Here is a 14,682-nt window from a genome sequence, read left to right as displayed (position 1 = left end):
CCTACTTCTCGAACTCCACGCCCTGCCGGAACTTGCGCATGATGTCGGCGGTCGCCGCCATCGACGTGTTGGGAGCCGTGGGCACCACGACGCCGAAGGAACTGCCCGTCGCCCAGGCGCACTCGGAGATCGTCACGCCGGACTGGCTGATCTGGCTGCAGGCGGCCTTGCCGCCGTGCGATCCGGGCGAGGTGTCGGTCGTCGGCGCGCCGGCCTTGGTGGCGGCCTCCTTGAAGCCCTTGATGAAGCTGTCGATCTCGCCATCGAGGTTGCCGGTGCCGCCGATGAACATCACCCCGGCGGGCGTGCTGCCCGTGGACGACCCGTTCGGGTCCTTGTAGAAGGCCGACCGGAACGAGGTGATCTTGCCCTGGGTCTCGTTCTCCATCTGGGTGCGCAGCGTCTGGATGCTCGACGAGAGCTGGCTCTCGGTGGACGAGTCGCGCTGCATCCCCGCCACGGCCTGCGGAGTGGTGATCGTGTAGTCGGGCCCGGAGTCACCGGTGGCCATGAACACCGCCACGCTCGCGATCAGGACCACGACGGCCGCGCCCACGATCAATCCGATGATCAGACCCAGGCTGGACTTGCGGCGCGGCGGGCCGCCGTACGGACCGGGCTGGCCATAACCACCGGGCTGACCGTACGAGCCGGGTTGGCCGTAGCCGCCGGGCTGGCCCGGCTGTCCATAACCACCGGGCTGGCCTGGCTGCGTGGGCTGCCCATACGACCCGGGCTGCCCATATCCGCCTGGCGGCTCGTACCCGCCAGGCTGTTGCCCGTATCCGCCAGGCGGAACGTTCCCCCCGCCATAGGGCGGGGATTGCGACGGGTAACCCGGCTGCTGCGGTGGCTGCTGACCGTAGCCACCGGGGCCGCCCTGCTCGCCGCCCGGTCCGCCTTGACCCGGCGGGGGGTTCCAACCACTCATGTCATCTCCTCAGCCACCGGAACGGATCCCGCCACGGGGTCCGGGGGAGGACTCGCACCGGCTGGTTCTCCTTCTATTGACGCATCCGGAGCCCGGCATGTTCTAGGCGGCATGTTCCACCTGCCGCCGACCCGTAGAATCCGGTCCCGTGACACAGCCCAGCAATGAGCGCGGCCAGGGCGCCGCCGACGTCGACCTGCCCACCCAGTACCAGCCGGCGAACGTCGAGGGCAGGCTCTACGAACGCTGGGTATCCGCAGGCTACTTCGCCGCCGACGCCGCTCGTGACCCGAGCGCCCCCGCGTACTCCATCGTCATCCCGCCGCCCAACGTGACCGGTTCGCTCCACATGGGGCACGCCCTTGATCACTCGATCCAGGACACCTTGATCCGCCGGCGCCGCATGCAGGGGTACGAGACGGCCTGGATCCCGGGCATGGACCACGCGGGGATCGCCACGCAGAACGTCGTCGAGCGTGAGCTGGCCAAGGAGGGCAAGTCCCGGCACGACCTGGGCCGTGAGGCGTTCGTCGAGCGCGTCTGGCAGTGGAAGGCCGAGTCCGGCGGCCGCATCCTGGGCCAGATGAAGCGGCTCGGCGACAGCGTCGACTGGTCGCGCGAGGCGTTCACGATGGACGACGACCGCGCCCGCGCCGTCCGGACGATCTTCAAACGGCTGTTCGACGACGGCCTGATCTACCGCGCCGAGCGGATCATCAACTGGTGCCCGCGCTGCCTGACCGCCCTCTCGGACATCGAGGTGGAGCACGCCGACCGCGAGGGCGAGCTCGTCTCGATCCGCTATTCCGACGACATCGTGGTGGCGACGACCCGCGCCGAGACGATGCTCGGCGACACCGCCGTGGCCGTCCACCCCGAGGACGAGCGTTACAGGCACCTGGTCGGCACCGAGGTCGAGCTGCCGCTCACCGGCCGCCGCATCCCGATCGTGGCCGACGAGCACGTCGATCCCGCGTTCGGCACCGGCTGCGTCAAGGTCACCCCGGCGCACGACCCCAACGACTTCGAGATCGGCCGCCAGCACTCGCTGCCGTCGATCACGATCATGGACGAGCGCGGCGTCATCACCGCGCACGGCCCGTTCGAGGGGCTCGACCGCTTCGAGGCGCGCCCGGCGGTCGTCGCGGCGCTCCGCGAGGAGGGCCGGATCGTCAAGGAGGTCCGCCCGTACGAGCACGCGGTCGGCCACTGCCAGCGCTGCTCCACGGTCGTCGAGCCGCGCGTGTCGCTCCAGTGGTTCGTCAAGGTCGAGCCGCTGGCCAAGGCCGCCGGCGACGCCGTCCGCGACGGCCGCGTCGCGATCCACCCGCCGGAGATGGCCGCGCGCTACTTCGCCTGGGTCGACAACATGCACGACTGGTGCATCAGCCGCCAGCTGTGGTGGGGCCACCGCATCCCCGTCTGGTACGGGCCGGACGGCGAGACGCTCTGCGCGGGCCCCGATGAGGAGCCGCCCGCCGGCTGGACGCAGGACACCGACGTCCTCGACACGTGGTTCTCGTCGGCGCTCTGGCCGTTCTCCACGCTCGGCTGGCCGGACGAGACGCCCGACCTCAAGCGCTTCTACCCGACGTCCGTGCTGGTCACCGGCTACGACATCCTGTTCTTCTGGGTCGCCCGGATGATGATGTTCGGGTTGTACGCGATGGACGGCGTCGAGCCCTTCAAGACCATCGCCCTGCACGGCATGGTCCGCGACCAGCACGGCAAGAAAATGTCCAAATCGTTCGGCAATGTCGTCGACCCGCTCGACTGGATCGAGCGCTACGGCGCCGACGCCACCCGCTTCACCCTCCTGCGCGGCGCCAACCCGGGCGGAGACGTTCCGGTCGCCGAAGACTGGGCGCAGGGCTCGCGCAACTTCTGCAACAAGCTGTGGAACGCCACGCGTTTCGCCCTCCTGAACGGCGCCCACGTCCGCGGCCCGCTGCCCGCGCCCGCCGAGCTGACGACCGTCGACCGCTGGATCCTGTCGCGGCTCCAGACGGTCGTCGCCGAGGTGGACGACCAGCTGGAGCACTACGAGTTCGCCAAGGCCTGCGAGACGCTCTACCACTTCGCGTGGGACGAGGTCTGCGACTGGTACGTGGAGCTCTCCAAGGTCCAGTTCGACGACGAGCGGGCCGAGCCGACCCGCCGCGTCCTGGGCGAGGTGCTCGATACGCTCCTGCGCCTCCTCCACCCGGTGACCCCGTTCGTCACCGAGGAGCTGTGGACGTCGCTCACCGGCGCCGAGACCCTCGTCAGGGCCGCGTGGCCGATCGCCGACGACGACCTGCTCGACAAGGACGCCACCGAGGTCGTCGAGTCGCTCCAGCGGCTGGTCACAGAGGTCAGGCGGTTCCGCTCCGACCAGGGCCTCAAGCCCGGCCAGAAGGTCGCCACGGCGCTCGACTTCGGCGGTTCGCCGCTCGCGGGCCATGAGGAGGCCATCCGCTCGCTGGCGCGCCTCACCGCGCCGGGCGACGCCTTCGCCGCGACCGCGTCGCTCCCGGTCGAGGGCGTGACGGTCCAACTCGACACCGCGGGGGCCATCGACGTGGCCGCCGAACGCAAGCGCCTGGAGAAGGACCTGGCGGCCGCCCGCAAGGAGGTCGACCAGACCACCAAGAAGCTCGGGAACGAGGCGTTCATGGCCAAGGCCCCCGAGACCGTCGTGGCGAAGAACCGCGAGCGCCTCGCCCAGGCCGAGACCGACATCCAGCGCCTGGAGGCACAGCTGGCGGCGCTGCCCGCCGGCTGACGACATCGAGGCCCGTCCGGGCGTTGGGGCCCTTCCGTTGGCGTCATTTCGGCCACTCCGCCCGGAACGGGACAGGCGTACGCGCGCGCCAGGCTACGATCTCTGGGGTCGCTGCGCTTTGGTGGGATTGAGGGGGGTGTGATGGCGGATTCGGTCACCGAACCCGGCCTGCCGGATGCTCCGGAGGACATCGATCGTGATGATGACCTGGACGCTCCGCGGGTCCTGCCGCAGATGATCGATGACGTCGAGGGCCCCGACGTGCCGCCGGACCTCGAGCTCCTCCACGACGACATGCCGGACGACCTGCGCGACGAGTTTCCCGACGACCCGCGCGGCTTTGCCGATGACCCGCGCGGCGATTTCCGGGACGGCCTGCGCGACGACCTGCGGGACGAGCTGGGCGACGACGGTTACGACGGCGAGCCGTGGTGGATGTCGGCGCCCGACGTGCGCGCGGCCGAGGGGCCCGTCTCCGGGCCGCCCGGGACCCTGATGGACGGGGGACAAGTGTCCGGCCCGCTGCCGATCCTCCCCGTCCAGGCCCAGCCGCCCCGGCCCGATCAGCGCGCCGGGGACGCGCGGACGTCGGGCGGCTGGCAGGTCGTGCCCGACGGTCCGGTCGACGGGCCCGCGCCACCGCTGCCCGTGCCGTACCAGCCCAAGCAGGGCAAATCGGTCAAGAGTAGCGGCCGTGGCGGCCTGCTGATCGGCACCGTCCTGACCGCAGGGATCGGCCTGCTGGTCCTCGTCGCCGCGGGCGTCCTCTACGGCGGGCTCGACGACGGTGCCCCGGCCCCGCCCAAGCTGACGCGCGCCATCGTGATCGCGCCCGTCGCGGGCGGCCTGACCAAGAGCCCCGAGTCCGCCGCGATGACCGCCGCCTACCCGTTCATCCAGGCGGGTGTGCGCGGCGCCGGTGCCGAACGCCCGCGCAACGTCGCGGCTGTCTACGCCGGCACCCCGATGGCCCCGCAGAACGTCGTCTTCTACGGCGGTACGGGTGACCTCGGAGACCCCGACGCCTTCCTCAAGAAGTCCCGGCCCAACACCACCATCGCCACCGTCAAGGCCAACCCGGGCCGGGGCGGAGGTCAGGCTGTCTGTGGCACGTTCGCGGTCCTGAGCGACGTGCACGTCTACTGCGCCTGGGCGACCCGGGTCTCGTTCGGCGTCATCGCCGACAACGCGCCGACCGCGGCCCCCGACACCGCCGCCATGGCCGCGTTGATGGCCAGGATGCGCCCGGAACTGGAGAAGAAGGCCCCTTAAGACGGCCCTGGGGAACTCGCCTCCGGCAGCGGACACGGACAACATGTGACCCCTTTGCCGTCTGGACCACCACCCGATCCCCGCGAGCACCCGCGTCCGATCCCGGAGCCGCCCCCGCGCGTCCGATCCGGCGGTGGGCCGACGGACGCCGAGCTCTGGCGGCAGGCCGCCTCGGACGGCGGCGCGGAGGCGTTCGGAACCGTCTTCGACCGGCATGCCCGCGCCGTCTACAACCACTGTTTCCGGGGGACGGCCGACTGGGCCACGGCCGAGGACCTGACGTCGATCGTCTTTCTGGAAGCATGGCGGCGACGGGCCGACGTCCGGCTCGAACGGGACTCGGCTCTGCCCTGGTTGCTCGGCGTCGCCAACAACGTCGTGCGCAACCAGCACCGGGCCCGGAGGCGGCACCGGGCGGCGCTGGACCGGCTGCCACCGCCGCCCGCGGAACCGGATCACTCCGATGACGTCGCCGGGCGCCTGGACGACGAGAAGGCGATGCGGCGCGTGCTGGAGCTCGTCCACCGCCTTCCAAGGGCCGACCAGGACGTGCTCGCGCTGTGCGTCTGGGATGGGCTCAGCTACGCCGAGGCCGCCGTGGCCCTCGGCGTCGCCGTGGGCACCGTCCGATCGCGGCTGGCGCGGGCACGCGGGCGGCTCCGGGAACCCCGGCCGAGCGCGCTCAGGCGATCGCCGTGCGCAAGCTCCGCGACGATCTGGTGAAACGTCTGAACGCCAGGTGCATCCCCAAGGACGAGGCGATCCCCTTGATCGAGGGCCGTATCAAGGCCTACGGCCTCACCGGCTGGGGCGTGCGCGTGCCGCCGGACTTCGACCGGCACGGCCGTTGCACTTCGTTCGGCCTGGACGAGCCGCAGAAGAAGGTCTTCATCATCGGTATGTCTTCGGTGAACTGAGACCCACAGTGGTCAGGGCACTGCGTTCAGGCATTTTTCAGATTCCCTGCATGGATTTCTCAGGCTCGAAAGGCACGGTTCGAATGCGGCCATAAAGCCGCGAATGCCGATGCCGGTAAACGAACGGGGGACCATGAGCGAGGAGAAGAAGGTCGCACCTGGACCTGCGGAACCGCAGGCCCAGGCGCAGCCAAAGGCAATGGAGCAGCCGCCTGCTCAAGGGCAGGCCCAAGCCCAGACGCCGCAGGCACAGCCGATGCCGCAGGGGCCGCCGCCCCAGCAGCAGGCCGCCTCCGTGACCGCCGCCCCTGAGGCGGCCACGGGGACGGTTCGCAAGGACGGCAGGTTCGGCAAGTTCGCCCAGAACCGGGCGGTCCAGTTGGCCGGGGCCGGGCTGATCGGCATCTTCATCGGCGGCGGGGCCGTGGCCACGGGAGTCGCGGTCGCAGGTGACGATCATGACCGGTCCGGGTTCTCGCGCCAGTGGCAGGTTCCGGACAGGCAGCAGGGTGGTTTTCAGGGCGGTCCTCGGCGAGGCTTTGGCAACGGTGACGGCGTCGTCCCGCAATTCCCTGGGAGCCCGAACGGGACGCAGGGGGGCTCCGGATCCGGGTACTGAAGGGAGGTCATGGGGGCCCGCGCCATCCATGACCTCCCATGACCGCCATGGCCTCCCCACGGCGGCCAATGACGCTCAGCAGCGCGCCTAAGGCGTCGTGAAGAGGCGTTCGGTATCGGCGTCGACCAGATCGAGGATCTGGCCGATGAAGTAGACGGTTCCGAGGGCGACGACGCGGCGTCCCAGGTCGGCCAGGCGATCGGGGGAGAGTTCGGCGGCGTCGATCACGTCCCATTTCGGGGGGAGTGGCCGGGTGAAGCGCAGCCGTTCGTACGGCAGCCGCACGAACGTCACCGGCAGCGCGCCGAGCGAGGCCACGGCACCGTCCAGGTCTTTATGATCGGGCAGGCACAGCACGACGTGATCGATGCCACCCCACCGCCGCCGGGCCGTGTCGAGCGCCATGGACACACCGGCGCCATTGATCGCGCAGTCGGCCAGCACCTCGGTGTCCGCGCCCGGCAGCCGATGCCAGGAAAGGCGACCCGGCAGAACGACCGTCGACAGCACGGCCTTCAGCCGCTCCGCGTCCGGAAGAGCGAATCCCTCGCCCTCAAGCAGCCGCAACGCGGCGGCGCAGCCGACTTCGGCGGCCTTGATCCCCAGGCCTGACGGCAGCTGCTCTTGCGGGACGTCGGCGATCTCGACGTACTCCACCACCCCGCGCCCGCCCGTACGCGCCTCGACTGTCCGTTCCAGAGCCTCGGCGACGGCAGGATCCTGCCTGGCCGACACGACACGCCGGGTCTGCGGCGCAGCCACTCCGGCCTTCTCGACGGCGATGGCGGCGGGGGTGTCGCCGAGGACCCCGAGGTGCTCACCGAAGATCGGCGTGACCGCCACGACCTCCGGCTCGAACAGCGAGACCTCGTCGCCGCGGCCACCCATCCCCGCCTCCAGAACGAGGACGTCGGCACCGCGCTCCCGGGCCTGGACGACTCCTGACAGCGTGAAGAGACCCGTCGGCGCGAGATAGCCGTCGGTCTGCGCGGGCAGAGCGCCGATCGCCCGATCCAGCCGTTCGCTCAATGACGCGAACTCCGCCTCGCTGACGGCCTTCCCGTTCACACGGATGCGATCGCGGTTGCCGCGCAGGCCCGGGCTGGTGACCGTGCCGACGCGCAACCCCGCCGCGGCCAGGCAGGCGGACGCGTACGTCGCCGCCGTGCCCTTGCCCTTGGAGCCGACGACCACGAGTACCGGAACGTCCACCGGAAGGATCTTCAGCTCCGCCGCCAGGGCGCGGGCGCGGGTCAGGCTGCGGGTCTCACCGGCCTTCCGCGCCTGCCACTCGCGGAAGAACACCTCGTCGGCCGTCACCCCGCCATCGTTCCAGGCGCCCGAGCGGACGCCGCGGCCGGGCCGCCGACCCGCGACCGACCCGCGGACCCGCGGCAGTAGGCTGCAAAGGTCACTTTCCGCAGGCATGGAGCAACGTGAGCCAGGTAACCGAGCCGCTCGACTATCGCGGCGCCGTAAGCGAGATCATGAGCCGCGGGGTCGAGTGGGACATCGATCCGACCCTCGACCGGATCCGCGATCTGATCGACCTGCTGGGCGAGCCGCAGCGGTCGTACCCGGTCATCCACGTCGCGGGCACCAACGGCAAGACCAGCACCGCGCGGCTGATCGAGGCGCTGCTGCGCGAGCGCGGCCTGCGCACCGGCCTCTACACCAGCCCGGAGCTGACCACCCTCCGCGAGCGGATCGCGATCGACGGCGAGCCGATCTCCGAGGAACGCTTCGTGGAGACCTTGCAGGACGTGCTCCCGTACGTCGGCCTGATCGATGACAAGCACGGCGTCAAGCTGTCGTTCTTCGAGGTGCTGACCGCGATGGCGTACGCCGCGTTCGCCGACGCGCCGGTGGACGTCGCGGTGGTCGAGACCGGCATGGGCGGCGCCTGGGACGCGACCAACGTCGCCGACGGGACCGTGGCCGTGATCACGCCGATCGGCCTCGACCACACCCGCTATCTCGGCGACACGATCGAGGAGATCGCGGCCGAGAAGGCCGGGATCGTCAAGCCCGGCGCGATCGCGATCCTGGCCCAGCAGCCGGTGGCGGCGGCCGAGGTGCTGCTGCGCCGCATCGCCGAGGTGGGCGCGGTGGCGGCGCGCGAGGGCATCGAGTTCGGCGCGGTGCACCGCGACATCGCGTTCGGCGGCCAGCTGGTGCGCATCCAGGGCCTGCACGCCACCTACGACGAGATCTTCCTGCCGCTGTTCGGTGACCACCAGGCGAGCAACGCCGCGTGCGCGCTGGCCGCCGTGGAGGCGTTCGCCAGCGGCGCGCCGACCAGGGGAGAGGCCAACCTGGAGGCGACCACCAGGATCGCCGCCGGGGAGTCCTACACGGGCGGCGACGAGGGGCAGCTCGACCCGGCGCTGGTCCGCAGCGGCTTCGCCAAGTCGGGTTCGCCCGGCCGCCTGGAGGTCGTGCGCACCGGGCCGACGGTCCTGCTGGACGCGGCGCACAACCCGGCGGGCATGGAGGCGAGCGTCGCCACCGTGACCGAGGCGTTCGACTTCACCCGGCTCGTCGGGGTCTTCGCCGCGTTCGCCGACAAGGACGTCGCGGGGATGCTGGAGCAGCTCGAACCCGTCCTGGCCGAGCTTGTTGTGACGCGCAACTCCTCGGCCCGGTCCCTGCCGGCCGAAGAGCTGGCCGAGATCGCCGAGAGCATCTTCGGCGCCGACCGGGTGCACGTGTCCGCGCGCCTCGACGACGCCATCGACCAGGCGATCGGGCTGGCCGAGGAGACCGGTGAGTTCCAGGGCGCGGGCGTACTGATCACCGGCTCGGTCGTCACCGCCGGCGACGCCCGGACCCTCCTGCGGGTCGAGGGAACGAAATGAACGCCGCGCGGAGGTTGCTGGCCACGGTGCTGACCTGCGAGGCGATCGTGATCGCGCTCGCGATCCCGGTGGCGATCTCGGTGCTGGACGTGGACGGCGCCGTCGCGGGCGGGCTCTGCGGCGGGCTCGCGGTCGCCTGCCTCCTGCTGGCCGGGTCGCTGCGCTTCCCGTGGGCGGTCGCGGCGGGCAGCGGGCTCCAGGTCCTGATCATCGCCACCGGCTTCATGGTGCCGACCATGTTCTTCCTTGGTGCCCTTTTCGGGCTGCTTTGGGGAACGGCCATTTGGCTCGGACGCAAGGCGGATAATGCCCAAGCACGCTAAATTCGCGGGAACGGCGTCCCCACTCATCCGCCGAAATTCGCGATTCTAATTAATCGCGCAAATCCGACATCGCACCCTTTCTGGGAAAGTGCCTCGGTGGATGACGCCCTCGTGAAGGAGAAGGCGTGTCCCCCCACGACGATCCCGGTGAATTCCCGGCCGACGACCCCGCCGACCGCACCGTCACCCTCGACCTGCCCAACGGCTTCACCATCCCCGTCGAGGTCCCCGTCCGCGACACGGCGGCCCTCCCGGCGGCCCAGCCGGACGATCGATACCTCGACCACCCCATCGACGAGCCCATCGACCGCTACACCGACCAGCCCACTAGCGAGCGGACAGGCCAGCCCGCCGGGCAGTTCGCCGGTGAGTCTGTCGAGCCGCTTACCGACAGCCCGCTCGGCGGGCTGCTCGACCGGCCGGAAGGCCAGCCCGCCGCCGCACCAGACAAATCCGCCGCACCCACCGCGCCTGCCGGGTCCACCGCAGCTGCAGCACCCGCCGGATCCACCGCACCTGTCGGATCTGCCGGACCTGCCGCACCAGGCGCGTCCGGCGAGCCCGGCAAGCGCGGCCGGGTTCGGGAAGTGTTCGCGTCGACGGGCGCCCTTCTGCTGACGCTCACCGCGCTGCCCGCGATCGCGCTGGCGCTCCCCAACACCAGCCTGAACGTGCTGGTGCCCGCCCGTGACGCCCTCGGCCTCGCCGACGCTGGCCTGCCCAACCTGATCCGCGCCGCCGGGCTCACGCTGCCCGCGCTCCTGTTCGCCGTCCCGCTCGCGGCGGTGGCGGCTCGGCGGTTCTCGCCGCGCCTCGTCCTGCTGATCGGCCTGATGCTCCTGCTGGGCGGCCTCGGCGCGGCCCGGCTCGCCGCGACGGTTCCGATGGTCGCGGGCGGCCGCGTGGCGCAGGGCCTCGGCGCGGGCATCGCGCTGCCCGCCGTCCTCGTCCTGGTCTGGGAACGCCAGAACCGCGCCCTCGCGGCGATCTGGGCCGGCACGCTGGCCGCCGCGCTCATCGTCGCGATGCCGCTGGCACTCCGGGCGACCCCGCTTCCCGGCGGCGGTGCCCCGCCCGGTGACTGGCGCGTCGCGTTCGGCCCGTACCCGGGCGTCGCCGCCGCCGCGCTCGCCGCCGCCTTCCTCTGCGTCATCGCCGCGAGCCGCCGGCTGCCGGCGGCGCGGCGGTCCGAGCGCGGCCAGCTGCTGCTGCCCGCCATCCCCACCACCGGGTTCGCGTTCCTCGGCGTCGTCACCACCTACGGCTGGTCGCCGGGCGCGCAGCTCGTCGTGGGCGGCATCGCGATGATCGCGCTGCTCGGCCTCGCGATGGCGGGCGGCCATGACGCGACCATCGGCAGCCCGCTCGGCTGCGCGGTCGTGATGGTGACCACCGGCCTGATCAGCTACCCCCTCGCAGGGCCGATGGCCGGGCTGGCGAACGCGTCCGCAGCAATGAGGGACGCGACCAGCGATGTGACAGGCGTGACCGGCGACCCTCGCCTCTATCTCGTCCCGTTCGCCGCCGCCGCGGCCGCCGCACTGCTGGGAGCCCTCGGCACCGTGCGGATGTCCCGCGACACGGCGCGCGGCGCGGTGCTGTGCGGGCACGGCCTGGCCATCGTGGCGGTACTGGTATGCCTCGCCACGGACGTCACCTCCGATCCCTGGCTGCTGCTGGCGCCGCTCGTCCCCCTGGGCGCCGGGCTCGGCATGGCGCTCGCCGCCTCCCTCCGGGACGCCGGGGTGGGCGCGGCGCTGTTCGGCCTGACGCTGAGCTTCCCGGCGGTCCTGGTCGGCCAGCTCCTGGTGCTCTCCCTCCAGGCCGGCCAGATCCAGCGGCTGCGCCCGCAGACCGGCGAGCAGCAGCTGTACGGGCTCACCGCCGGGTTCCGCGTCTGGCTGATCGCCGCCGGTGTCCTGACGGTCGTCCTGGTCGCCGTCTGCCTCCGCGTCACCGCCGCACGCGACCGGGGACCGCGCGCCGAGGGCCGCCGCCGCGCACGCGGACGGCTGCGGGCGGGAGCCGCGGGCCACGTCCATGAGGACGAAAAGGAGCCCTCAGCCGGGTAACCTTCTCGCGTCATCCCACCTGTACGAGGAGATCTATCCGTGTCCGAGCGCACTCTTGTTCTGGTCAAGCCCGACGGCGTCCGCCGTGCCGTGGTCGGTGAGGTCATCTCCCGCATCGAGCGCAAGGGACTGAAGATCGTCGCGCTGGAGCTGCGCACGCTGTCCCGGGACACCGCCGAGGACCACTACGGCGAGCACCGCGAGCGCCCGTTCTTCGGCGAGCTGGTCGAGTTCATCACCGGCGGCCCGCTGGTCGCGATGGTGGTCGAGGGGCCGCGGGCCATCGAGTCCTTCCGCACGCTGGCCGGCGCCACCGACCCGGTCAAGGCCACGCCCGGCACCATCCGCGGCGACCACGCCCTGGAGATCGGCGAGAACATCGTGCACGGCTCCGACTCGCCCGAGTCCGCCGCGCGCGAGATCAAGCTGTTCTTCCCCGAGCTGGGCTGAACCTCCCGCGTCGCCCGCGGCCCGTCGACCGGCGAGCACCTCGCCGCCCGACGGGCCGCACGCCGCGCGGCGCGCCCACGCCACGACGCATCGCGGCGCGGCCATCGCACGGCGCGGCCATCGCACGGCGCGGCCATCGCGCGGGGCGGGTGGGCAAAGTGGGTGTAGGGCCGTGCCTGTAGGCGATATCGCGGGTCTGGGGCGGGCCGCGGGCATCGGGTTTTAATGAAAACTGACCTGGTAGGTCACTGATTTTTAGGTGAGACGCTCCGGTGGGGTGTCTGCCTCGCACCGCTTCAGCGCGTTACGATGGGTACGCCGCTCTGCACGCCCGCCAACATGAAGGGCTCCCTTTCTTCATGGGTAACAAGCTGTCTTTTCTTGGCCGTGACATGGCGGTCGATCTCGGTACCGCTAACACGTTGGTGTACGTGCGCGGGCGCGGCATCGTCCTGAACGAGCCCTCTGTGGTAGCGATCAACACCAACACCGGCAAGATCGTCGCGGTGGGCATCGAGGCGAAGCGCATGATCGGCCGCACTCCCGGCAACATCGTCGCCGTGCGTCCACTCAAGGACGGCGTCATCGCCGACTTCGACGTGACCGAACGCATGCTGCGCTATTTCATCCAGAAGGTGCACAAGCGGCGGCATTTCGCCAAGCCGCGCATCGTGGTCGCCGTGCCCAGCGGCATCACCGGGGTCGAGCAGCGCGCCGTCAAGGAGGCCGGCTACCAGGCCGGCGCCCGCCGGGTCTACATCATCGAGGAGCCCATGGCCGCCGCGATCGGCGCCGGGCTGCCCGTCTACGAGCCCACCGGCAACATGGTCGTCGACATCGGCGGCGGCACCACCGAGGTCGCCATCATCTCGCTCGGCGGCATCGTGACCAGCCAGTCCGTGCGTGTCGGTGGTGACGAACTCGACCAGGCCGTGATCTCGTTCTCCAAGAAGGAGTACTCCCTGATGCTCGGGGAGCGCACCGCGGAGGAGATCAAGATGGCGATCGGGTCCGCCTATCCCGGCGGCGAGGACGAACCGCACGCGGAGATCCGCGGCCGCGACCTGGTCAGCGGGCTGCCCAAGACGGTGGTGATCTCCGCCGAGGAGGTGCGCCGCGCGATCGAGGAGCCGGTCAACGCCATCGTCGACGCGGTCAAGACCACCCTCGACAAGTGCCCGCCCGAGCTGTCCGGCGACATCATGGACCGCGGGATCGCCCTCACCGGGGGCGGTGCCCTGCTCACCAACCTCGACGAGCGGCTGCGCGAGGAGACCGGCATGCCGATCCACCTCGTCGACAACCCGCTCGACTCGGTCGTCCTCGGCACCGGCAAGTGCGTCGAGGACTTCGAGTCGCTGCGGCAGGTGCTCGTCCCCGAGCCGCGACACTGACCGCCCAAGCCCCCTTCGCGCACGGAAAACGGGAGGTCAGTGGGTGAAGGACACCCGGCGGACCCGCACGGTCCTCGGCCTGCTCCTCATCGTGGCGCTCGCGCTGATCACGATCGACTACCGCGGCGGGGACGGCTCTCCGCTGCGCGGTCTGCGCGGTGTCGGCGCCACGGTGTTCGGCCCGGTGGAACGGGCGTCGGCGGCGGTGGTGCGGCCGATCGGCAACACCTTCGACGCGGTCACCGACGCGCCGGGCGAGCGGCGCCGCGCCGACCGGCTCGAACGTGAGAACCAGCGGCTCCGCGAGCAACTGCGCGCGAGCCGGCTCGACCAGGGCCGCGCCGCGCAGCTCGACCGGCTGCTGGGCTCGGCCGGCATGGGCGGCTACAAGATCGCGGCGGCGAAGGTGATCTCCGCCGGCCAGGGGTTCGAGGACACCGTCACCATCGACGTCGGCTCGCGCAGCGGCGTCCGCACGGAGATGACCGTGATGAGCGCCGACGGCCTGGTCGGACGCGTCGTCCGGGTGGGCCCGGCCACCGCCACCGTGCTGCTCGCCACCGACGTGACCTCGTCGGTCGGCAGCCGCCTCGAAGACTCGCAAGAGATCGGCATCGTGCAGGGCCGCGGCCGCCGCGGTCTCGGCGACGGGGGCGACACTCCGCTGCGTTTCCAGCTGCTCAACGCCAACGCCCCGATGCGGGTGGGCCAGCGGCTGGTGACGCTGGGGTCGCAGGCCGAGCGGCCGTACGTGCCGGGCGTGCCGATCGGCGTCATCGCACGGATCGACCAGCCGGTGGGGGGCCTCACCCGCACCGCCTACGTCCGGCCGTTCGTGCGGTTCACCAGCCTCGACGTGGTCGCCGTGGTGGTCGCCCCGCCCCGGACCGACCCGCGCGACGCGCTGCTGCCGCCCAAGCCCAAGCCGGCGCCGTCCGTCACACCGTCCGCGACGCCGAGCCGCAAGCCCGGCGACGACAAGCCGGGCGATCGCAGCAAGAAGCCCGAGGGCGACGGCAAGCCGGAGGGTGACGCCGAGCCGGACTCCAAGCCGACCACGAAGCCGTCATCGGGGGACTGAT

The 14,682-nt window shown here is 71.4% G+C and carries 13 protein-coding genes; 11 read left to right on the top strand and 2 right to left on the bottom strand.

All coding sequences use genetic code 11. The features are described from left to right. Position 1: 1 nt before the first annotated feature. Positions 2-931 (bottom strand): hypothetical protein, encoded by a 930-nt coding sequence (locus tag ACGFNU_RS29865; protein ID WP_392598920.1) that lies wholly within the window; start codon positions 929-931, stop codon positions 2-4. A 148-nt stretch (positions 932-1,079) separates the two neighbouring features. Between ACGFNU_RS29865 and ACGFNU_RS29860 the strand changes: the two genes are divergently transcribed. The 5 genes from ACGFNU_RS29860 to ACGFNU_RS29840 all read left to right on the top strand — a co-directional run bounded on the left by ACGFNU_RS29860 (position 1,080) and on the right by ACGFNU_RS29840 (position 6,503). Then, positions 1,080-3,695 (top strand): valine--tRNA ligase, encoded by a 2,616-nt coding sequence (locus tag ACGFNU_RS29860; protein WP_392598918.1) that lies wholly within the window; start codon positions 1,080-1,082, stop codon positions 3,693-3,695. A 141-nt stretch (positions 3,696-3,836) separates the two neighbouring features. After that, entirely contained in the window at positions 3,837-4,967 is a 1,131-nt protein-coding gene (locus ACGFNU_RS29855) for a hypothetical protein (protein WP_392598916.1), read from the top strand. 45 nt (positions 4,968-5,012) lie between these two features. Continuing rightward, entirely contained in the window at positions 5,013-5,690 is a 678-nt protein-coding gene (locus ACGFNU_RS29850; protein ID WP_392598914.1) for an RNA polymerase sigma factor, read from the top strand. Then, positions 5,663-5,884 (top strand): hypothetical protein, encoded by a 222-nt coding sequence (locus tag ACGFNU_RS29845; protein WP_392598912.1) that lies wholly within the window; start codon positions 5,663-5,665, stop codon positions 5,882-5,884. The genes ACGFNU_RS29850 and ACGFNU_RS29845 overlap by 28 nt, the downstream gene beginning before the upstream one ends. 133 nt (positions 5,885-6,017) lie before the next feature. Beyond that, positions 6,018-6,503 (top strand): hypothetical protein, encoded by a 486-nt coding sequence (locus ACGFNU_RS29840; protein WP_392598910.1) that lies wholly within the window; start codon positions 6,018-6,020, stop codon positions 6,501-6,503. A gap of 87 nt (positions 6,504-6,590) precedes the next feature. Here ACGFNU_RS29840 and ACGFNU_RS29835 read toward each other — a convergent pair whose 3' ends face one another. Continuing rightward, complete coding sequence (locus tag ACGFNU_RS29835) at positions 6,591-7,823, bottom strand: hypothetical protein (protein WP_392598908.1); 1,233 nt, start codon at positions 7,821-7,823, stop codon at positions 6,591-6,593. 167 nt (positions 7,824-7,990) lie between these two features. Between ACGFNU_RS29835 and ACGFNU_RS29830 the strand changes: the two genes are divergently transcribed. From ACGFNU_RS29830 to mreC, 6 genes are all read left to right on the top strand, one after another. Continuing rightward, positions 7,991-9,361, top strand: coding sequence for a bifunctional folylpolyglutamate synthase/dihydrofolate synthase (locus tag ACGFNU_RS29830; protein ID WP_392599742.1), 1,371 nt, complete (start codon positions 7,991-7,993; stop codon positions 9,359-9,361). After that, on the top strand, positions 9,358-9,684 hold the full coding sequence (locus ACGFNU_RS29825; protein ID WP_392598907.1) for a DUF4233 domain-containing protein: 327 nt from the start codon (positions 9,358-9,360) through the stop codon (positions 9,682-9,684). The genes ACGFNU_RS29830 and ACGFNU_RS29825 overlap by 4 nt, the downstream gene beginning before the upstream one ends. A gap of 125 nt (positions 9,685-9,809) precedes the next feature. Then, entirely contained in the window at positions 9,810-11,756 is a 1,947-nt protein-coding gene (locus tag ACGFNU_RS29820) for a hypothetical protein (RefSeq protein WP_392598906.1), read from the top strand. A gap of 39 nt (positions 11,757-11,795) precedes the next feature. After that, positions 11,796-12,206, top strand: a complete 411-nt coding sequence (gene ndk, locus ACGFNU_RS29815) for a nucleoside-diphosphate kinase (RefSeq protein WP_392598904.1) — start codon at positions 11,796-11,798, stop codon at positions 12,204-12,206. 359 nt (positions 12,207-12,565) lie between these two features. Further along, positions 12,566-13,600, top strand: a complete 1,035-nt coding sequence (locus ACGFNU_RS29810; RefSeq protein WP_392598902.1) for a rod shape-determining protein — start codon at positions 12,566-12,568, stop codon at positions 13,598-13,600. A gap of 43 nt (positions 13,601-13,643) precedes the next feature. Then, positions 13,644-14,681, top strand: a complete 1,038-nt coding sequence (gene mreC, locus ACGFNU_RS29805) for a rod shape-determining protein MreC (protein WP_392598900.1) — start codon at positions 13,644-13,646, stop codon at positions 14,679-14,681. Position 14,682: the final 1 nt, after the last annotated feature.

It is taken from the genome of Spirillospora sp. NPDC048911 (assembly GCF_043198015.1).
Classification (GTDB): domain Bacteria; phylum Actinomycetota; class Actinomycetes; order Streptosporangiales; family Streptosporangiaceae; genus Spirillospora.
Note: the sequence above shows the minus strand (reverse complement) of the source record. Positions and strands in the feature narration are given on the sequence as shown.

What these genes read in the sequence shown, in the direction of transcription:
- ACGFNU_RS29840 (WP_392598910.1), top strand. Translation starts at nt 6,018, where the DNA reads ATGAGCGAGGAGAAGAAGGTCGCACCTGGACCTGCGGAACCGCAGGCC.
- ACGFNU_RS29865 (WP_392598920.1), bottom strand. Translation starts at nt 931, where the DNA reads ATGAGTGGTTGGAACCCCCCGCCGGGTCAAGGCGGACCGGGCGGCGAG.
- ACGFNU_RS29810 (WP_392598902.1), top strand. Translation starts at nt 12,566, where the DNA reads ATGGGTAACAAGCTGTCTTTTCTTGGCCGTGACATGGCGGTCGATCTC.
- ACGFNU_RS29830 (WP_392599742.1), top strand. Translation starts at nt 7,991, where the DNA reads ATGAGCCGCGGGGTCGAGTGGGACATCGATCCGACCCTCGACCGGATC.
- ACGFNU_RS29855 (WP_392598916.1), top strand. Translation starts at nt 3,837, where the DNA reads ATGGCGGATTCGGTCACCGAACCCGGCCTGCCGGATGCTCCGGAGGAC.
- ACGFNU_RS29825 (WP_392598907.1), top strand. Translation starts at nt 9,358, where the DNA reads ATGAACGCCGCGCGGAGGTTGCTGGCCACGGTGCTGACCTGCGAGGCG.